Source organism: Flavobacterium sp. PLA-DH12, assembly GCF_059511845.1.
This window is the reverse complement of the sequence record NZ_JCAMPD010000013.1, coordinates 1-20,028: the sequence shown is the minus strand read 5'-3', so window position 1 is coordinate 20,028 and position 20,028 is coordinate 1. Positions and strand designations below refer to the sequence as shown.

General features: G+C 33.9%; 16 protein-coding genes. 9 read left to right on the top strand and 7 right to left on the bottom strand.

Annotated features, from left to right (window positions below):
• Nucleotides 1–198: 198 nt before the first annotated feature.
• The 3 genes from AC5ZCW_RS20545 to AC5ZCW_RS20535 all read left to right on the top strand — a co-directional run bounded on the left by AC5ZCW_RS20545 (nt 199) and on the right by AC5ZCW_RS20535 (nt 4,872).
• Nucleotides 199–2,745: an ATP-dependent Clp protease ATP-binding subunit gene (locus AC5ZCW_RS20545; protein WP_496121511.1), complete on the top strand. Its 2,547-nt coding sequence runs from the start codon at nt 199–201 to the stop codon at nt 2,743–2,745.
• A gap of 140 nt (nt 2,746–2,885) precedes the next feature.
• Entirely contained in the window at nt 2,886–4,253 is a 1,368-nt protein-coding gene (gene rimK / locus AC5ZCW_RS20540) for a 30S ribosomal protein S6--L-glutamate ligase (RefSeq protein ID WP_095930862.1), read from the top strand.
• Between the two features lie 100 nt (nt 4,254–4,353).
• A complete protein-coding gene (locus AC5ZCW_RS20535) occupies nt 4,354–4,872 on the top strand; it encodes a DUF421 domain-containing protein (protein ID WP_496121509.1) in 519 nt (172 codons plus the stop codon).
• Between the two features lie 3 nt (nt 4,873–4,875).
• Here the strand turns inward: AC5ZCW_RS20535 and AC5ZCW_RS20530 are convergent, their stop codons facing one another.
• From AC5ZCW_RS20530 to hutH, 4 genes are all read right to left on the bottom strand, one after another.
• Nucleotides 4,876–5,871 (bottom strand): WG repeat-containing protein, encoded by a 996-nt coding sequence (locus AC5ZCW_RS20530; RefSeq protein WP_496121507.1) that lies wholly within the window; start codon nt 5,869–5,871, stop codon nt 4,876–4,878.
• A 186-nt stretch (nt 5,872–6,057) separates the two neighbouring features.
• Nucleotides 6,058–7,398 (bottom strand): inorganic phosphate transporter, encoded by a 1,341-nt coding sequence (locus AC5ZCW_RS20525; protein ID WP_496121505.1) that lies wholly within the window; start codon nt 7,396–7,398, stop codon nt 6,058–6,060.
• A 30-nt stretch (nt 7,399–7,428) separates the two neighbouring features.
• Nucleotides 7,429–8,073, bottom strand: coding sequence for a DUF47 domain-containing protein (locus tag AC5ZCW_RS20520; RefSeq protein WP_008462731.1), 645 nt, complete (start codon nt 8,071–8,073; stop codon nt 7,429–7,431).
• 49 nt (nt 8,074–8,122) lie between these two features.
• Nucleotides 8,123–9,637, bottom strand: a complete 1,515-nt coding sequence (hutH, locus tag AC5ZCW_RS20515; RefSeq protein WP_496121503.1) for a histidine ammonia-lyase — start codon at nt 9,635–9,637, stop codon at nt 8,123–8,125.
• 568 nt (nt 9,638–10,205) lie between these two features.
• Here hutH and thrA point away from each other — a divergent pair.
• From thrA to thrC, 3 genes are all read left to right on the top strand, one after another.
• The gene (gene thrA / locus AC5ZCW_RS20510; RefSeq protein WP_496121501.1) at nt 10,206–12,653 is read left to right on the top strand and encodes a bifunctional aspartate kinase/homoserine dehydrogenase I; all 2,448 of its coding nucleotides are present in this window, start codon (nt 10,206–10,208) and stop codon (nt 12,651–12,653) included.
• 153 nt (nt 12,654–12,806) lie between these two features.
• Entirely contained in the window at nt 12,807–13,727 is a 921-nt protein-coding gene (locus AC5ZCW_RS20505) for a homoserine kinase (RefSeq protein WP_496121499.1), read from the top strand.
• A 156-nt stretch (nt 13,728–13,883) separates the two neighbouring features.
• Nucleotides 13,884–15,173 carry a threonine synthase gene (gene thrC, locus AC5ZCW_RS20500; protein ID WP_343589129.1) on the top strand — a complete coding sequence of 430 codons (1,290 nt, stop codon included), beginning with the start codon at nt 13,884–13,886 and terminating at the stop codon, nt 15,171–15,173.
• A 78-nt stretch (nt 15,174–15,251) separates the two neighbouring features.
• Here the strand turns inward: thrC and AC5ZCW_RS20495 are convergent, their stop codons facing one another.
• From AC5ZCW_RS20495 to AC5ZCW_RS20485, 3 genes are all read right to left on the bottom strand, one after another.
• Nucleotides 15,252–15,974 carry an RloB family protein gene (locus tag AC5ZCW_RS20495; RefSeq protein ID WP_496121497.1) on the bottom strand — a complete coding sequence of 241 codons (723 nt, stop codon included), beginning with the start codon at nt 15,972–15,974 and terminating at the stop codon, nt 15,252–15,254.
• A gap of 4 nt (nt 15,975–15,978) precedes the next feature.
• Nucleotides 15,979–17,190, bottom strand: a complete 1,212-nt coding sequence (locus tag AC5ZCW_RS20490; protein ID WP_496121495.1) for an AAA family ATPase — start codon at nt 17,188–17,190, stop codon at nt 15,979–15,981.
• A 348-nt stretch (nt 17,191–17,538) separates the two neighbouring features.
• Nucleotides 17,539–17,934: a helix-turn-helix domain-containing protein gene (locus tag AC5ZCW_RS20485; RefSeq protein WP_111424207.1), complete on the bottom strand. Its 396-nt coding sequence runs from the start codon at nt 17,932–17,934 to the stop codon at nt 17,539–17,541.
• A 163-nt stretch (nt 17,935–18,097) separates the two neighbouring features.
• On the opposite strand from AC5ZCW_RS20485, the gene AC5ZCW_RS20480 reads away from it, so the two are divergent.
• The 3 genes from AC5ZCW_RS20480 to AC5ZCW_RS20470 all read left to right on the top strand — a co-directional run bounded on the left by AC5ZCW_RS20480 (nt 18,098) and on the right by AC5ZCW_RS20470 (nt 19,745).
• A complete protein-coding gene (locus AC5ZCW_RS20480) occupies nt 18,098–18,403 on the top strand; it encodes a hypothetical protein (RefSeq protein WP_129748557.1) in 306 nt (101 codons plus the stop codon).
• A gap of 223 nt (nt 18,404–18,626) precedes the next feature.
• Entirely contained in the window at nt 18,627–19,133 is a 507-nt protein-coding gene (locus AC5ZCW_RS20475; protein ID WP_496121494.1) for a GNAT family N-acetyltransferase, read from the top strand.
• 168 nt (nt 19,134–19,301) lie between these two features.
• Nucleotides 19,302–19,745, top strand: coding sequence for a HutD family protein (locus tag AC5ZCW_RS20470; protein WP_496121493.1), 444 nt, complete (start codon nt 19,302–19,304; stop codon nt 19,743–19,745).
• Nucleotides 19,746–20,028: the final 283 nt, after the last annotated feature.

Sequence of the window (20,028 nt, the reverse complement as noted above, 5' to 3'; positions counted from 1 at the left end):
AATTTTTTCAGCTATTTCCTTACACTTATTTAAATGATTTATTAACAACTTTATTTTGGCTTTTAGTTAATAAATTAAACGTTTTTTAACTCTTTTATTGTCTTTTTTTTCGTCTATTAGCTGACAGGAGATGTCGATGGGTACGGTTTTTGTTTTTAAAACTGTAATTCACTAAATTTACAATACCAATTATATATTATGGATGATAATTTTTCACCAAGAGTAAAAGATGTTATTACGTACAGTAAAGAGGAAGCTCTACGTCTAGGGCACGACTTTATTGGTACAGAACATCTTATGCTAGGTATTTTAAGAGATGGTAACGGAAAAGCTATTCATATACTTAATAACCTAGATGTCGATTTAGATCATTTACGCAGAAAAGTAGAAATACTGAGCCCTGCCAACCTGAGCGTTGAAGTAAATGCCGAAAAGAAAAACCTTCATCTTACCCGACAGGCCGAAAGAGCCCTGAAGACCACTTTTCTGGAAGCAAAAGTATTTCAAAGTTCATCGATTAGCACCGCACATTTGCTGTTATGCATCTTACGAAACGAAAACGATCCAACAACCAAGCTATTGAATAAACTAAAAATAGATTATGACGTAGCTAAAGAACAGTACTTAAATATGACTCCAAACGAAGAAGAATTCTTAGAAAACTTGCCAAGAAACGAATCGTATAATGACGATTCAGGACAAGATGACAGTCTAAAAGAAAGCAGTTTTAATAATCCCGCCAATAAGTCAAACAAAAAATCTAAAACCCCAGTTTTAGACAATTTTGGGAGAGATTTAACAGAAATGGCTGAGGAAGGGAAATTAGACCCTGTTGTAGGACGAGAAAAAGAAATTGAGCGTGTATCGCAAATTTTAAGCCGTAGAAAAAAGAACAATCCGCTTCTTATTGGAGAGCCTGGAGTTGGTAAATCTGCTATTGCAGAAGGACTTGCTTTGCGTATTATTCAAAAGAAAGTATCTCGTATTCTTTTCCACAAACGTGTTGTTACTTTAGATTTAGCAAGTTTAGTAGCGGGAACTAAATACAGAGGACAATTTGAAGAAAGAATGAAAGCCGTGATGAACGAGCTTGAAAAAAATGATGATATTATTCTTTTTATTGATGAAATTCATACTATTGTCGGCGCTGGTGGAGCAACAGGTTCGCTTGATGCTTCAAACATGTTCAAACCTGCTTTAGCAAGAGGTGAAATACAATGTATTGGCGCTACTACTCTTGATGAGTACAGACAATATATTGAAAAAGACGGTGCTTTAGAAAGACGTTTCCAAAAAGTAATTGTAGAACCAACTTCTGTTGAAGAAACTATTGCGATTTTGAACAACGTAAAAGATAAATACGAAGATCACCATAATGTAACTTATACTCCAGAAGCTATTGAAGCTTGCGTTAAATTAACAAACAGATATATGTCTGAACGTTTCTTACCGGACAAAGCTATTGATGCTATGGATGAGGCTGGTTCTCGCGTACACATTACCAACATCGATGTTCCGAAACAAATTTTGGATCTAGAACGTCAGTTGGAAGAAGTTCGCGAAATGAAAAATATGGTTGTTAAAAAACAAAAATATGAAGAAGCAGCCAAACTTCGCGATGATGAAAAACGTATCGAAAAAGATCTTGCTTTAGCACAAGAACAATGGGAAGAAGATTCTAAAAACAACAGAATTGAAGTTACAGAAGATAATGTAGCCGATGTTGTTTCGATGATGACTGGAATTCCTGTGAATAGAATTGCACAAACAGAAAGCAATAAATTAGCGCAATTACCTGAATTAATTCAGAATAAAGTAATTGGTCAAAATGAAGCTGTCTTAAAAATTGCACGTTCTATTCAACGTAACAGAGCCGGACTTAAAGATCCAAACAAACCAATTGGTTCGTTCATTTTCTTAGGCCAAACCGGTGTTGGTAAAACGCAGTTGGCTAAAGTTTTAGCAAAAGAATTATTTGATTCTGAAGATGCTTTGGTTCGTATCGACATGAGCGAATACATGGAAAAATTTGCAATCTCTCGTTTAGTTGGAGCGCCTCCTGGATACGTTGGTTACGAAGAAGGTGGTCAATTGACTGAGAAAGTTCGTAGAAAACCTTATTGTGTAGTTCTTTTAGACGAGATCGAAAAAGCACATCCAGATGTATTCAATATGATGCTTCAGGTTTTAGATGACGGATATTTAACAGATAGTTTAGGTCGTAAAATTGACTTTAAAAACACTATCATTATCATGACATCTAACGTTGGTGCGCGTCAGTTAAAAGATTTCGGGCAAGGTGTTGGATTCGGTACTGCTGCAAGAACAGCGCAAGCTGATGAAAACTCAAAAAGCATTATCGAAAATGCACTGAAGAAAACCTTTGCTCCTGAGTTCTTAAACAGAATTGATGACGTAATTGTATTCAACAGTTTAGAAAAATCAGATATTGATTTGATTATCGAAATCGAATTGAAAAAACTATATTCTCGTATTGCAGAGTTAGGCTACAAATTAACTTTAACAGACAAAGCCAAAGCATTTATTGCTGAAAAAGGTTTTGACAAACAGTTTGGAGCTAGACCACTGAAAAGAGCAATTCAGAAATATGTTGAAGATTTGTTAGCTGAAGAAATTATCACTTCAAAAATTCATTCTGGTGACGAAATCATGATGGACTTAAAAGATGATTCTCAAGAATTATCAGTTGAAATTCACAAAGCCGAAGAGCCATCGAATCAATAAATTAGTTAAAATTTATAACATTCATAATATGCCCGTTACGTTTTCATAACATAACGGGTATTTTTTTTATCAAAAATCACTATCTTTAATAAAAGCAAATAGCTATTTTTGAATTTAAATTCTATAATACAAAACAAAATATGCTTCAAAACAAAGTCATTTTAGGCAGCGAAGAATGGTGCTCATTTCCAGAACTAGGAATCCCGACAATTAAGGCTCGTGTAGATTCTGGCGCCAAAACTTCGGCAATGCACGCTTTAAACATAGCTCCTTTTATAAAAAATGATGCGAATTGGGTAAAATTCGACATTAACCCGATTCAGAATAATATCAAAACCATTATTCATTGCGAAGCTCCTTTGGTTGACAAACGAATTGTAAAAAGTTCGAGCGGATTTAGAGAACATCGATATGTGATCCAAACCAACTTAAAAATTGGCGATGCAAAATGGCCAATAGAAATGACTCTAACAAATCGCGATTCTATGGGATTTAGAATGCTTTTAGGACGCGAAGCGATGAGCGGAAGGGTTTTAGTCGATCCAGAACAAAAATACCTTTTAGGACAGCCTACAGCAGAATCTTTAAAAGAATTATACCAGAACTCAGAAAAAGCAACGACAGGTTTACGAATTGGTCTTTTAGCCAGTAATCCAGAATTGTATAGCAATAAAAGAATCATGGAAGCAGGTGAAATGCGTGGGCACGAGATGCATTTCTTAAATATTAAAGAATGCTACATGAAACTAGACGCTAAAAAACCCGAAATTCATTATAGAGGCGGTAAAATCTTAAACGAATTTGACGCTATTATTCCAAGAATCCGACCAAGCATTACTTTTTATGGCTGCGCTTTGACACGTCAATTTGAAGCTTTAAAAGTCTTTGTACTAAATTCAGCTACAGCAATTACGCAATCGAGAGATAAATTATATTCACTGCAATTACTTTTAAACAGTGGAATCGACATTCCAACTACAGGATTTGCCAACTCTCCGCTTGATACGGACAATTTAATTAAAATGGTTGGCGGATCTCCTTTAATTGTAAAATTATTAGAAGGAACACAAGGAAAAGGCGTTGTTTTAGCCGAAACCAAAAAAGCTGCAGAAAGTGTGATCAATGCTTTCAAAAGTTTAAATGCCAATATCTTAGTTCAAGAATTTATTAAAGAAGCCAACGGAAAAGATATTCGTTGTTTTGTAATTGATGGAAAAGTGGTTGCCGCAATCCAACGCGAAGCCATGCCTGGCGAATTTAGAGCTAATATTCACTTAGGCGGAACCGCATCTGTCATTAAAGTAACTGCCGAAGAAAAAAAGATCGCCATAAAAGCCGCAAAAGCAATGGATTTAAAAGTTGCTGGTGTTGATATTATTCGCTCTTCTAAAGGCCCATTATTGCTTGAAGTAAACTCTTCTCCAGGTCTTGAAGGAATTGAAGGCGCAACAAATAAAGATGTGGCAGGAGAAATGATTAGAGCGATTGAAAAGAATTTTAAACTATAATTAAGTTCATTTAAACTTAATTTCTCATAAATAATTTAGCAGCTTTGCCAAAGTTTAAAACTTTAGCAAAGCTTTTTTATTTAACTTTAAAATAAAAAACATGACTTTTCCTTATTTAGATATTGTTATACGAAGTGTTGCTGTCTATTTCTTTATGACAATTGCTTTACGCGTATTCGGAAAAAAAGAACTTTCGCAATTAAATACTGCCGACATAATTCTAATTTTATTGATCAGCAACGCCGTCCAGAATGCAATGGTCGGACCTGATACAAGTTTAATTGGAGGATTAATCGCAGCTTTGGTTTTATTTTCAATCAACTTTGCTATTAAGAAATTGACAAAGAGATTCAAAACTCTTGGCGATTTGCTACTTGACAAACCCGAAATCTTAATTCATGATGGCATATTAGATTTTAAAACTTTAAGCAGATTAGATGTTTCACACGAAGAACTAAAAGAAGCCGCACGCGAACACGGTTTAGAACATCTAACAGACATTAAACTTGCCATGCTTGAGATTGACGGAACAATAAGTATTATTTCAAAAGACCAGAAACACCTTAAGCAGACGCATTATAAACGAAAACACAATCATAAAAACCTTCAAAAGTTTTGATTTTTATTTTCCGATCTGGATTCTAACAACACCTAAACCATCTTTAAAATCATCTGCTTTTTCATATTTAGGCACTACGATTTCTTTTCCTTCTTTATCAATAAAACCATATTTCCCATCCAACTTTACCACAGCAATTCCGTCTTTAAACGATTCAATTGCATCATATTTAATTGGAGCAATTTCTTTTCCTGTTTTATCAATCAATCCGTATTTATTGCCTATTTTCACTTGAATTAAGTCATCATTTAAAACCATAAAATCGTATTTTATTGGAACGATTTCTTTTCCATCGTTATCCAAAATGCCATATTTATTTTCCTGCTTTACAATAAATACATTATCCTTAAAATAAAAATTCATATCGTACTTAACAGGCACTATAATTTTCCCTTCTTCACTAATTACTCCAAACTTATTATTGGACTCTACTACTGCGAAACCTTCTTTAAAATTTTGAACTTGATCATAAATTGGAGTAACAACCTCTTTCCCTATCTGATCCACAATACCAAATTTGCCATTTAATTTCACAACTGCAAATCGATCCGCAAAGTCAATTATTTCGTCATATTTCGGAGTTATCTCTTCTCCAACCACATCTATAAAACCCCATTTATTATTTAGTTTTACAGCTGTAATTTCTGGAGATAACGTTTTTGCATCATCGTATTTTTTAGTTAGCAAAATATCTGAAGACTTGATTAAATATTGAGTTTTAGCATTTTTATTGCTTACAGTTATCCAATTCTGCTTATTAACTATTTCATCATAAATACAGCGAATTACTTCTTTCCCAGTTTTATCAACCACCCCGCTTTTGCCTTTTAATTGCACAACAGCAAACCCATTTTCAAAAGCAGTAATACCGTCGTATTTGCAAGGAACTATTTCTTTTCCTGTCTGATCAACAAAACCATATTTAAAAGTTTTGTCATTTGCCTGAGCAAAACCAGTTTTTACAATCAGCATCAAAACCAACAAAATTATTCTCTTCATTATTTTAAATATTAAGCCATTTACAAAAGTCTGTGAAATCGGTTTTATCTATAACCTACAAAAGTTTTTATTGTTTCACTTTAAAACAAATTAAACAAAAAAAACCGATTTCAGATTTGAAATCGGTTTTCTATATTAACAAAATGTGATTTACTCTTCACATTTTACAAAATTCATTTTCTCAGATTAAATAAAGACGCTTAGAATAAAATAAACCAAACCTGCCAATAAAGCTGAAATTGGAATAGTTAAGATCCAAGCCCAGATTAAACTTACTGTAACTCCCCATCTAACGGCAGAAACACGTTTTGTTAATCCAACTCCAATAATAGATCCTGTAATAGTATGTGTTGTACTTACTGGAATTTTTAAGTGTTCTGTAAAGTAAAGTGTCAAAGCTCCTGCAGTTTCTGCTGCAACACCTTCAAACGAGCTTACTTTAGTGATTTTAGAACCCATTGTTTTCACAATTTTCCATCCACCACTCAAAGTTCCTGCTGCAATTGCAGAATAACACGCTAAGGGAATCCAGCTTGGCATTACACCTTTAATACCTGCGTCGTCATTTGGAAGCACAACATCTAACCAAGCATCCATATGAACTCCTGGATTAGTATTGATATAAACTGCTACAGCAGCAGCAATAATACCCATTACTTTTTGAGAATCGTTTCCTCCGTGACCTAAACTAAATGCCGCAGAAGATAATAATTGCATTTTCTTTAAAGCAGCATCGGCCTGATGAAGATTTAAACTGCTGAATATTAAACAAAATGCGCTTACTGTCAAGATAATGAAAGCAACTAAGAACCATTTAATATTATGAGAATCGAATACAACGCTCCAGAAATGAGATTCGAAACGAGGTTTTCCGTGCTCTAAAATTTCTTCATAAGAAACCATTTGAACGTAAACAAACCAAATCGTTGCAAGCATTAAAGCTACAGTAAATATTTTTGGTCCGATACTTTTACGAGAAGCATTTAACAGCCAAATCGAAATTAAATAAGAAGCAATAACTCCTAAAAGCGGTGCTAATACAATAAATGCAATAATAATGAGGACTCCCGAGGGCATTCCGCCATCTTTACCGGCCTTATACCAGCTTACAATTTCATACCAGTAGTGAGTTGCTCCGTCTTCTCCAACATATCCAGAGAAGCCATGAACTGCAATAGCGTGCGCTACAGCTGCTCCTGCAAAACCTCCAATTAAGGTATGCGAAGAACTTGAAGGGATTCCTAACCACCAAGTCAATAAATTCCAACAGATTGCTGCAATTACTCCGGCTAGGATAACAACAAGGTTAATTTCCATTGTGTGCGCTGTTTTGGCAACAGTATCCGCAACACCAAATCCAAAAACCCAATAAGCCAGAAAGTTAAAAAATGCTGCCCAGACAACCGCCTGAAAAGGTGTCAAAACCTTTGTTGCAACAACAGTCGCTATAGCATTTGCCGCATCATGAAAACCATTGATGTAATCAAAAATTAAGGCAAGTACTATAATTAATATAAGTAGCGTCATAAAATTATAACTTCAGATTGAAAAATTGAATTAAGAATGTTTTACAGAAATAGATTCTAGTATGTTCGCAACACTCTTACATTTGTCTGTTGCTGATTCTAAAACAGATAACACTTCTTTATATTTAATAATATTTTTAGCGTCTGTTTCGTTTTCAAAAATTTCAAAAACTGCTTTGTTATATACGTTATCAGACTTGTTTTCTAGTTTGTTGATTCTAGCACAAGCATCTTTAATAACTTTAAAGTTTTGTAAGTTTCTCAACTCTTTTACAGCACTGTCAATGTTTTGACAAGCTTCAAGGTTGATTTCTGTCATCTTTCTGATAGATTTTGTAATCTTATCAACTTGATACAATCTCATACGGCTAGATGCACCATGAAGGTAATCTGCAACGTTGTCAATTGAAGTAATTAACGTGTGAATGTCTTCTCTATCAAATGGAGTAATAAAGTTTCTGCTTAACTCAAGGTTAGTCTGACGTGTAATGTCTTCTCCTTTTTGTTCTAATTCGTCAATCTTTTGAAAAAGAATTTCTCTTTCTTTTAATGGTAAATTTACAGCTTCGTGTAAGTTAGAAGCTAATTCAATTAAATTGCTAGAAGCTTCTTCAAAAAGTGGAAAGAATTTTTTGTCTTTCGGCACTAAAAATTGGAAAATACTGTTTATTGACATTGTTTTATTTTTGATAGCGCAAAATTACCTTCAATAACACGTTTCAGTGTTAAGCCATTGTTAACAAATCGTTTTCAATTTGAAAACTCTCAAGGAATAACACCGTGTTTTCTATGTCATTATGTAAGATTCTATCTTCTTTTACCAAAGGCACAACTTCTCTATAGCTGTTTAAGAACATTTCGATAAAATCACTTGATTTTAAAGGCTCTCTGTAGGCAATTGCCTGAGACGCATTTAATAATTCGATTGCCAAAATACGTTCTAAATTATCTAAAATACGTAAGGCTTTTGTTGCTCCGTTTGCTCCCATACTTACGTGATCTTCTTGTCCGTTGCTTGAAACAATGCTATCGATACTTGCAGGCGTCGCCAATTGCTTGTTTTGACTTGCAATACTTGCTGCAGTATATTGTGGAATCATGAAACCAGAATTTAATCCTGGATTATCAACCAAAAATGCTGGAAGATTTCGCAGTCCCGAAATTAACTGATAGGTTCTTCTTTCAGAAATACTTCCTAATTCTGCCAAAGCAATTGCCATAAAGTCTAAAGCTAATGCTAAAGGCTGTCCATGGAAATTTCCACCAGAAATAATCTGATCGGCTTCTATAAATATATTAGGATTATCAGTTACCGAATTGATTTCTGTTTTGAATACTTTTCGAACATAATCAATTGCATCTTTTGAAGCTCCATGAACTTGTGGCATACAACGGAAAGAATACGGATCTTGAACGTGTTTCTTTTCCTGAGCGATAATTTCACTTCCGTCTAAGAATTCAGTTATTCTTTGTGCCGTTACGATTTGTCCTTTGTGCGGACGTATATAATGTATCAATTCGTTGAATGGCTCGATTCTTCCATCAAAACCTTCTAGAGAAATAGTTCCAATTAAATCTGCCAAATACGAATACTTATATGCTTTAATTAAAATATGAGCTCCATAAGCACTCATAAACTGAGTTCCGTTCAATAAAGCCAAACCTTCTTTGGATTGAAGTACAATCGGTTCCCAATTAAAATGTTTTAAAACTTCGGCAGAAGCTACCTTTTTTCCTTCAAATAATACGATTCCTTCTCCAATTAAAGGCAAAGACAAATGTGCCAAAGGAGCTAAATCTCCTGAAGCTCCAAGCGAACCTTGAGTATATATTATTGGAAGAATATCATTATTATAAAAATCAACTAAACGTTGTAATGTGACTAACTGAATTCCAGAATGTCCGTAACTTAAAGATTGGATTTTCAATAGAAGCATCATCTTCACAATCTCAGCAGGAACTTCCTCTCCTGTTCCACAAGCGTGCGATTTTACTAAGTTTTCTTGAAGCTTAGATAAGTTTTCATTAGAGATTTTCACACTATATAAAGACCCAAAACCAGTATTGATTCCGTAAATTGGTGCAGTATGCGATGCCATTTTCTTATCTAAATAATCGCGGCATTTCTGAACATTTACTTTAGCTTCTTCAGATAATTCAAGTATTTTATTTTGGCTTAAAATTTCTTGTAATGTTTCTAAAGTAATCGTTTCTGAACTTATATAATGGATCTCTCTCATGATGATTGTAAATTTTAAACGCCAAAATTCAACAAATCAATATTAAAAAGCAACATTTTATCACAATAATTAAGATTTCTTTAAAAGCGGTTTAACTATTTCAAATCGCTTTTCAGATCAAAATATACTGTTATATCTCATTTTTAAGGTCTTTTTGAGTTAAACATCAATCATTTGCACTGACTAAATTCCAAAAAAAAGCGATCCAAAATATATCAAAACATCAATTTAGCATATTCAATTTTAACAAATACTCAATATTGATTTATAGAGATTTGAATTATTAAAATATTCGTAAAAACGCCTTCTAAGTTTTTAACTCATATAAAAAGCTGTACTTTTGAAAAATCAAAAATGAAAAGTAACAGCATAAAATATCAATCTACAATTATTACAACTCAAACAGGAGTTGCAATTGCTGCTACCATTATTACTACTACAACAACTACTACCCCTTAGGGGTATACATTTTTACATATAATCCTAGGTTACCTATACTTTTTTCTTGAAAGAAGAGAGTTATTGGATACATAAAAATATTTGCATCAAAAGAAAAAAATATCACAAAATGAAAGTATTAAAATTTGGCGGAACTTCGGTTGCCAATGCTCAAAATATAAAACTCGTTCTCGAAATTGTCAATCAAAAATCTAAGCAGGATCAATTAGTTGTAGTAGTTTCTGCTCTTAGTAAAGTAACCGATTTATTGCAATCAGCGGCAGCAAAAGCAGCGGCAAACGACGAAAGCTTTAGAGATGTTGTGGCTGAAATCGAGAAAAAACACCTTGATACACTAAAAGAACTGATTCCGGTAAGCGAGCAAAGCAGTTTGTTAAGCCATGTAAAAAGAATCATTAACCATTTAGAAACTTTATTGGACGGGTGTTTCTTACTTGGTGAATTATCTCCTAGAACTGCCGATACAATTTTAAGTTTTGGCGAATTGCTATCGTCATTCATTATTGCTAAAGCTTATGAGCAAATTAGTAAAGATGCGGTTTACAAAGACAGTCGAGAATTAATTAAAACAGATAATAACTTCGGAAAAGCAGTTGTAAACTTCGAAGTTTCAAATAAATTGATTCAGGAATATTTTGGTTCGAATGAAGCGAAAATCAATATCATGCCTGGATTTATTGCGCAGACTCTTGACGGAATCACTTCGACTTTAGGTCGCGGAGGTTCAGATTATACTGCCGCCATTATCGCGGGAGCAATCAATGCGGAACAATTGGAAATCTGGACTGACGTAAACGGTATGTTTACTGCAAACCCAAAAATTGTAAAGCAGGCACAGCCAATTTCAAACATCTCTTATCAAGAAGCAATGGAATTGTCGCACTTTGGTGCAAAAGTGTTGTATCCACCAACAATTCAGCCCGTTTTAAGAAAAAACATTCCAATTTTAATCAAAAATACTTTTGAGCCAGAAGCTGAGGGAACTTTGATTTCGAATCAAGTTTCATCAAAAGATACTGTTGTAAAAGGAATTAGCCATATCGATCATATTTCGCTTTTAACTCTTGAAGGTCCAGGAATGATTGGAGTTTCGGGTTCTTCTAGACGTTTGTTTGAAGTATTGTCTCAGGAAAAAATCAACGTAATTTTTATTACTCAGGCTTCTTCTGAGCATTCAATTTGTATCGGAATTTTGAATTCTGATGCTGATAATGCAGAAGCTGCAATCAACAGCGCTTTTGAAATCGAAATTTCTCAAAACAAAATCGATCCTTGTTATGTAGAAAAAGACCTTTGCATTATTGCTCTTGTTGGCGAAAACATGAAAAACCACCAAGGTTTAAGCGGAAGAATGTTCTCTACTTTAGGAAAAAACAACGTAAACATTCGTGCCATTGCGCAAGGTGCTTCTGAAAGAAATATTTCGACTGTAATTAACGAAAGAGACGTTAAAAAAGCATTGAATACTTTACACGAGAATTTCTTCGAAGAAAACACAAAACAGCTGAACCTATTTGTAATGGGAGTTGGAAATGTGGGAGAAAAATTCATCGAGCAGATCCACAACCAAAGAAAGTTTTTAAAAGACAATTTAAAGATCAACGTTCGCGTAATTGCTTTGTCTAATTCAAGAAAAATGGTATTTGATGAAGACGGAATTTCTTTAAAAAATTGGGATGCCGCTTTAAGCGAAGGTCAACCAGCAAGCATTGAAGAATTCATCAAAAAAGCAAAAGAACTGAATTTACGTAACAGTATTTTCGTAGACATCACTGCAAACGCAACAGTTTCTGAAGCTTATGAGAAATTCTTAAAAGAAAGTATTGCCGTTGTAACTTGCAATAAAATTGCTTGTTCTTCTGCTTACGACAACTATAAAAAATTAAAAAGCTTATCTCGTCAATACAACGCTCCTTTCCTATTTGAAACGAATGTTGGTGCGGGATTGCCAATTATCGATACGGTAAAAAATCTGATTGCATCTGGAGATAAAGTGCATAAAATTCAGGCGGTTTTATCTGGAAGTTTGAACTTCATTTTCAACAATTTTGACGAAAACAATTCTTTCCACGATGTGGTAAAAGAAGCTGGAGTTCAAGGTTTCACAGAACCAGATCCGAAAATTGACTTAAGCGGAATCGACGTGGCGCGTAAAATCCTGATCTTAATTCGCGAAAGCGGTTACGAAATGGATATTGATGCCATTGCAAACGAATCGTTCTTGCCTGCAGAATGTTTAGCAACAACAAACAACGACGATTTCTTTGCTTCGTTAATCAAACATGCTTCGCACTTTGAAAACATTTACAAAGAAGCTTTAGCCAAAGATTCAAGATTGAAATACGTGGCGCAATTCGAAAACGGAAAAGCAAGCGTAGGTCTGCAATTCATTCCAAAAGATCATCCTTTCTACAATTTAGAAGGAAAAGACAATATTGTATTGTTCTACACAGATCGTTACGTAGATCAGCCTTTATTGATCAAAGGAGCCGGTGCAGGAGCAGCAGTAACAGCATCAGGAATTTTTGCTGACGTTATTAGAATAGGAAATATTTAAAGATGCTAAGGTTCTAAGATGCTAAGGTTCTGAGTTTTTTTTTTAAAAACTAATCTTAGCCTCTTAGAATCTCGAAACCTTAGAAACTAAAAAATAAAAAGTTGCTACAGAAACCTTAGAATCTTAGCATCTTAGAACCTCAGAACCTTAAAAATGGAAATTAAACTATTTTGCCCAGCAACTATCGCCAACCTCTCATGCGGATTTGACGTACTTGGACTTTGCTTAGACAATGCGGGCGATGAAATGATTGTTCGAAAAGTCGATCAAAAAGGAGTTCGAATCACTAAAATTGTGGGTGCCGATTTGCCTTTGGAAACCGAAAAAAACGTTTCTGGAGTTGCGGCTTTGGCAATGTTAGAAACTTTGGATGAACTAGACTTCGGATTCGAAATCGAAATTTATAAACATATCAAAGCTGGAAGCGGAATCGGAAGCAGTGCTGCAAGTTCTGCCGGAGCGGTTTTCGGAATTAATGAATTATTAGGAAGACCTTATTCTCGTAAAGATTTGGTTCAGTTTGCGATGCAGGGCGAGAAATTAGCCAGCGGAAACGCGCATGCCGACAACGTTGCTCCTGCCCTTTTAGGCGGATTTACTTTGGTAAGAAGTTATGCGCCGCTTGATATTATTAGAATTGACAGTCCAGAAGAATTATATGCAACAGTGGTTCACCCGCAAATTGAATTGAAAACGTCTGACGCACGTTCGGTTTTAAAACAAAACGTTTCCCTAAAAAGCGCCATTATGCAATGGGGAAATGTAGGCGGACTTGTTGCAGGTCTTTACACCAAAGATTACGATTTAATCGGACGTTCGCTTCATGACGAAATCGTAGAACCTTTACGAAGTGTTTTAATTCCAGGTTTCGATCAAATTAAACAAACGGCTTACGAAAACGGCGCTTTAGGTTCTGGAATTTCAGGTTCTGGTCCATCAATCTTCGCTTTAAGCCGAGGAAAAAACACCGCCGACCAAATAGCAAAAGCCATGAGCGAAGTGTACGAAAAAATGAATTTACCGTATGAAATTCACGTCTCGAAAATCAACCCTGATGGTGTCCGCGTGCTTTAGCACGGGACGCTGTAAGCAATAGGCTTTAGGCAATAAGCTTAAAACCTTTGCGAAAAAATGTAAAACTAAGAAAAAAGCATAAAGCCTACTGCCTAAAGCTTAAAGCCACGCAAAAAAGCCTAAAGCCTAAAGCTTACTGCCTAAAGCAACAAAAAAATGAAATACTACAGTTTAAATCATAATGCCCCAAAAGTTTCTTTCCAAGAAGCTGTTATACAAGGATTAGCAACTGACAAAGGATTATATTTCCCGGAAAGCATTACACCGCTTGATCCTTCTTTTTTTGATAAAATTGAAAGTTTAAGCCACGAAGAAATCGCTTTTGAAGCGATTAAACAATTTGTCGGCGATGAAATCCCGGCAGAAAAACTAAAAGAAATCATTGCTGAAACTTTAGTTTTTGATTTCCCTGTTGTGAAAGTCGAAAACGGAATCTATTCGTTAGAATTATTCCACGGGCCAACAATGGCGTTTAAAGACGTTGGAGCGCGTTTTATGTCGCGTTGTTTGGGTTATTTCAATAAAGATAAAAAAGACGCTAAAAACACCGTTTTGGTAGCTACTTCTGGAGATACAGGCGGAGCCGTTGCCAGCGGATTTCTTGGCGTTGATGGCGTTGATGTTGTCATTTTATATCCGTCAGGAAAAGTGAGCGATATTCAGGAAAAACAATTGACTACTTTAGGGCAAAACATAAAAGCGCTTGAAGTTGACGGTGTTTTTGATGATTGTCAGGATATGGTGAAAAAAGCGTTTTTGGATGAAACTTTAGCGCATAAAAACTTGACATCTGCAAACTCGATTAATATTGCACGCTGGTTACCGCAAATGTTTTATTTCTTCTTTGCTTACAAAGCTTTGAAAAGCCAAAACAAACCTTTGGTTTTCTCTTGTCCAAGCGGAAACTTCGGAAATATCTGTGCCGGAATTATGGCAAAGAAATTAGGTTTGCCAATTGAGCATTTCGTTGCGTCTACAAACGTAAACGACACGGTGCCAAGATTCTTAGAAAACGGAAAATACGACCCGAAACCTTCTAAAGCCACAATTTCTAACGCCATGGACGTTGGAAACCCAAGTAACTTTATTAGAATTCAGGAATTGTACAACAACGACCTAAAAGCTTTCGAAAAAGACTTTTCTTCTTATAGTTATACCGATGAAGAAACGCTTGAAGCGCTAAAGAAAATTTATAACACAGACGGTTACATTGCAGAACCTCACGGTGCTGTTGGTTATTTAGGTTTGAAAAAAGAACTAGAAAAACACCCTAACGCCATTGGTATTTTCTTAGAAACAGCACATCCTATTAAATTCTTAGATGTTGTTGAACCTGCTTTAGGAATTACACTTCCTATTCCTGCTCAAATTGAGAGTGTTATTAATGAGGAGAAAGTTAGTGTGAAGATTGGTACTTATGAGGAGTTGAAGGCCTTTTTGGGATAATTTTTTTTATATAAAATAAAAAGCCAAGAACTATTGAACATAATTCTTGGCTTTTTTTTATGAAAAGACTAAAGAAAATTAAGCATCTCTATCTTTAATTTCTTTAATTAATTCTTCTGATTCTCCAATTAATTCCTTAACTAAAAGATGAATTAGAGTGCAAGGATTATGAATAGCATAATTTTCACAGGTATGTGTTGCGATCAACTTTTCAGCCCATTTTATCGCTTGAGTTTGATTACCATATTTTTCTAAAAGATTATACATTTCTGTACTATTCTTTTTGTACTCAAATTTTTTTGGCTTTTTACTTTTTGATTCTTTTGCTATTCTAGCATTTATCTCATCTTCAATCGCTTTTTTATAATCTTCTCTTGACATTGAAGTGTTTCGATATTGAAAATGTAATAAATACCAAAGTTCAAAAGCTTCATTAGACCATCCAACATTAATATCTTGACTATTTGCCAAATGGATCGCTCCATTAAAATTATCAGGATTAAAACTATCCCTATCAAAAACAGCCCAAACCCTGTCATATTTCTGACTTGATTTATCTCTTGCCTTAATAGTTCTTTTTACTAAATCCTTGGTATTAGAACCTTCTCCTAAAGTATCAATTGTATAAACAAATGATTTTACATTTGATTTAAATGATTTAAAATAATTAGGTTCAGTTTTTTCTCCCTCACAAACTATCAAAAAATAAACTCTTACTTCTTTAGTATTTTGTTTTCGTTTTTTTTCAGTTCTTTTTTGTCTTTTAAGAACAGCATTATCAATTTTAATAATATTTGCCATAAGATTAAATCTCTTGAAAGTTTGAAATATAAGGAATAGCTCCGTAACGTCCCATTATATAATCTTTTTCAAAGCTTCTATCTTTCCTAATCGTATTACCTTCTTCATCTTTGAACTCAAGTAGAGAATATAAATCCGTAGCTTCAAATTCATTTTTTTCAGCAAACCAAATTTGGTCTCTTCTGAAAAGTTTTGCCCCCAATAAATTTGTATCATGAGTTGTAAATACCAATTGAGCTTTTTTTGGATTTGTTTCCGGGTTATTGAATAATTTAATAATCTCTTGAGTTAAAATAGGATGAAGTTTTGCATCTAACTCATCAATAAATAGCTGTAATCCAAAATAAAGTGTCAAAGCAATATATCCAGAGATATCAAAGAGTTTATTTGTACCAGAAGATTCATGATCTATCAATTTAAATTCTCGCTCTCCAACCTTGTTGCCTTTATCATCAAAAATATTGTGAATTGTATTAATTCTTTTTTTGAAACTTTTATTAGAATCCGATTCTATAATAAATTTTTTAAAACCTAGATTTAATCTATTAATAAATTTATCTACAATATCTTCATAATCATCGTTCTCATGAAGAGCAGAAGTCATTGAAATTGAACGCTCGTGTTCTAATCCTGATTGAACATATACAAAAGAAAAGCTTCCCATAATATCTTTGGCTATTTCTATATTCAATTGATCCAACAATGATAAAAATAAACCATTATCTCTTGTATTTTCAATAAACGATTTTGCCTCTTCAAAAATATCTGAAACACCAATTCCATTAATATTTCTAATAAAATACAAAGTTTCTTTTTTTGAATTTTTATTTAAAATATAAAGCCATTCTTCATGAATTTGATCATTATCTAGTTCAAATCCATATCTATATCTATTCCCAAATTTGGTAAACAAGATTTCAAAATGAGTAGGAAGATTTTCCGTTTTATTATTGAGTAAAAAAGGCTTTACATTTAATTTATCAGTTGAATTTAACTTCGAAGAATTTTTAACAGTATTAACCATGAATTCTAGAGCTTTAATAAAATTACTCTTACCACTAGAATTTGCACCATAAATAACTGCTGAACGAAGTATTTTATATTTACCTTCTTGTACTACATTGTCTTTATATTCTGTAATACTAGAAGCTTCTAAAGTAAATGTCTTTTTTTCTTTAAATGACAAGAAATTCCCAACTGTGAATTCTAACAACATATTTAATAGTTTTAATTTGAGAAATTTTCTCAATTTCAAAACAAATGTAATTAATATGATTTAATAACAAACTTATTTTAACAAAACATTCTTCCGATCATTTAAAGAAATACTTATAATAATCATTGCAACAAATTTTTTCTTTTATCATCTCTCATAAAACAAATAAAAATTATAGAAGATTTAGATTTTCTTCCCTGCTAGCGCGTGCATCCCGCTCGTGAACACAAAGAAATTCAAAAACCAATTGGAACGTTCACGAGTGAGACGCTCGCGCTAGCAACAGGACATAAAAAAAGAGACCTCATCCAAAGGTCTCTTCGCATTTTAATATATCTTCTAAATCGTTTATTTCCCGTTCAATAACTTCTCCAAATACTCCACTTTATCTTTTTCAGCTTGCACCAAACGTTCGTAAAGTTCAACTACTTTATCTAAAGGATTAAAAGTACAATTGTAATTACCTGTTACAGTCGAAAGCGTTCCGTTATCTTGAATGGTATTTCCAATAATATTAAAAACAGCTTCTTCCGAAAAGTTTTTAATGGCTTCAACAGAAACTCCAAGGGCTTTTGCAATCTCAATTAATCTTTGCTCGTCAACCGTTTCGCTGTTTTCAATATTCGAAACCATCTGCTGACTTATGCCTAAAGCCAATGCCAGTGCATCCTGCTTCATATCTTTAAGCTCTCTGATACGGCTTATATTTCTGCCGATATGTTTTGGTTTTGTTGCTGTACTCATAATTCAAAGATATTTAAAATTCTTAAGGAAAAATAGATTTTTGTAAAAAACTAAGCCCATTTGTGATACACAAACGTAAATATTTTTGTAACTCAAAATCTCTGGCTTACTTGCCGCTAATTACACAAAAGTAAGATTTTTACATCAATTAAAACTATAAGCCATGACAGAATCAAGTAAATTATCTATAACCGATTTTTTAGAATTTGCAGCCAGAGTTAACTATTTTACACAATTAAAACCCAGTAAAAAGAACAGAAACTCTTTTAAAACCAAAATGACGATATCGTGTTACAACGAATTAATGCAAACCATTATTTCCCTATTAAGAACAAGTATTAACACGCTTCAACAGGAAGATTCTAAAACTGCCATTGATGTTATGCTTCTCCTTGAAATCGCAATACAGCTTTTGCCTTCCGATGAAATGGAATTGTTGGATGAGTTGTATAAAGTGCTTCATGACTAACACTAGCAGACAATTTTGTAAGATCGATCACGGAACACCGTTATTAATAAAAGCTGTTCCGATAGCGCGAATTATAAGGATTTTTTAATTTAATCAGTGTAAATCCGCGTCTTCGTGATAACGAATCCGTTAAATCTGTGTCCTAATTAAAAAGATTAGGCTAAAGCCATTTTCTAATGTAATTTTACACCTAACATCTAACATTTCACATTTCACAAAATATATGATTACAAAAGCAATACTAGAAGACATTCCAGCATTAACCATCTTAATAAACTCAGCATACAGAGGCGAAACTTCTAAAAAAGGCTGGACAACCGAAGCGCATTTACTAGAAGGAAAAAGAACCGACGAACAGGAAATGACCGAAATCTTTCTTGATCCAAAAAATACAATTCTGAAATTTACAGAAAATGACAAAATCATCGGTTCGGTTTTATTGGTTGAAAAAGGACATCAATTGTATTTAGGAATGCTAACCGTTTCGCCAGAACTTCAAAACAGCGGAATCGGGAAAAAACTTTTGGCTGAAGCCGAAAATCATGCAAAATCTTTGGGATTATCAAGTATTATTATGACAGTAATTTCAGTTCGTGAAGAGCTTGTGGCGTGGTACAAACGTCATGGTTATGTAGATACAGGAAAACGTGAAGCTTTTCCTGAGAGTGAAATTCATACTACAGTTTCTGCTGAACCTTTGGAGTTTATTTATTTGGAGAAAAGTATTTAAGTTTTTTTGCCACGAAGGCGCGAAGGCACGAAGTTTTTTTAATCTCGCAATCCCGATAGCTATCGGGGGCAAAGTCGCGAAGTTTTTTTTGACCTTATAAAACATTCAATAAGTGAACATACAGCTTCTCTCTAAAAAAATACTAAACCCTCTATTTGGAGCGGCGGATTGACGTATGAAATTATAATCTACCCAAAAACAGCCATTTATGCCGATAGAAATTTTGGGTTTAGAATAAGCAGTGCTACAATTGAGGAAGTGCCTTCAGAGTTTACCAAATTTAAAGGCTATTACCGATACTTGGTTATGCTTGATAACGAATTAGATGTTGAGGTAAACAAAGCGAAAAAAGAATATAAGAAGTATGAAATCATGGAATTTAATTCGGATGATGAAGTAACTTCTTTCACCAAAGGCACTGATTTTAATTGGATGGTTTCTGAAAAAATATCCAATCATAAACTGGAAATAGTAAATGGCAATCAGAATTGTAATGCTGAAATAGTGATTTTATTTTCTTTCAATGAAACAGTTATTACAATTGATGAGAAGCCGTACCATTTAGAACCTTATGATGTATTGGTGATTGAAAATGAGAAAAAGAAAATGTAAGGCTTCATTTTTCTACTGAATGCCTTTTTGGAATGTTAAATTTTTAATCAAGTTTTTTTTGCCACAAAGGCACGAAGACTCGAAGTTTTTATTTTTAATCTCGCAATCCCGATAGCTATCGGGAGCAAAGACGCGAAGCTTTTTGATAAAGTTTCCATGCAGTTTGTCATTTCTGTAAAAGTCACTTATTTCGGTAACGGATTTATCATTTCAATTGGCTTTTTTCCATCAATTCCCTGATGTGGTCTTTCGTGATTATAGTAATATAAATATTGTAATAATT

Excerpts from the sequence above, each read along its gene's own strand:
- AC5ZCW_RS20545 (WP_496121511.1), top strand. The coding sequence starts at position 199 with ATGGATGATAATTTTTCACCAAGAGTAAAAGATGTTATTACGTACAGT.
- rimK (WP_095930862.1), top strand. The coding sequence starts at position 2,886 with ATGCTTCAAAACAAAGTCATTTTAGGCAGCGAAGAATGGTGCTCATTT.
- AC5ZCW_RS20535 (WP_496121509.1), top strand. The coding sequence starts at position 4,354 with ATGACTTTTCCTTATTTAGATATTGTTATACGAAGTGTTGCTGTCTAT.
- AC5ZCW_RS20530 (WP_496121507.1), bottom strand. The coding sequence starts at position 5,871 with ATGAAGAGAATAATTTTGTTGGTTTTGATGCTGATTGTAAAAACTGGT.
- AC5ZCW_RS20525 (WP_496121505.1), bottom strand. The coding sequence starts at position 7,398 with ATGACGCTACTTATATTAATTATAGTACTTGCCTTAATTTTTGATTAC.
- AC5ZCW_RS20520 (WP_008462731.1), bottom strand. The coding sequence starts at position 8,073 with ATGTCAATAAACAGTATTTTCCAATTTTTAGTGCCGAAAGACAAAAAA.
- hutH (WP_496121503.1), bottom strand. The coding sequence starts at position 9,637 with ATGAGAGAGATCCATTATATAAGTTCAGAAACGATTACTTTAGAAACA.
- thrA (WP_496121501.1), top strand. The coding sequence starts at position 10,206 with ATGAAAGTATTAAAATTTGGCGGAACTTCGGTTGCCAATGCTCAAAAT.
- AC5ZCW_RS20505 (WP_496121499.1), top strand. The coding sequence starts at position 12,807 with ATGGAAATTAAACTATTTTGCCCAGCAACTATCGCCAACCTCTCATGC.
- thrC (WP_343589129.1), top strand. The coding sequence starts at position 13,884 with ATGAAATACTACAGTTTAAATCATAATGCCCCAAAAGTTTCTTTCCAA.
- AC5ZCW_RS20495 (WP_496121497.1), bottom strand. The coding sequence starts at position 15,974 with ATGGCAAATATTATTAAAATTGATAATGCTGTTCTTAAAAGACAAAAA.
- AC5ZCW_RS20490 (WP_496121495.1), bottom strand. The coding sequence starts at position 17,190 with ATGTTGTTAGAATTCACAGTTGGGAATTTCTTGTCATTTAAAGAAAAA.
- AC5ZCW_RS20485 (WP_111424207.1), bottom strand. The coding sequence starts at position 17,934 with ATGAGTACAGCAACAAAACCAAAACATATCGGCAGAAATATAAGCCGT.
- AC5ZCW_RS20480 (WP_129748557.1), top strand. The coding sequence starts at position 18,098 with ATGACAGAATCAAGTAAATTATCTATAACCGATTTTTTAGAATTTGCA.
- AC5ZCW_RS20475 (WP_496121494.1), top strand. The coding sequence starts at position 18,627 with ATGATTACAAAAGCAATACTAGAAGACATTCCAGCATTAACCATCTTA.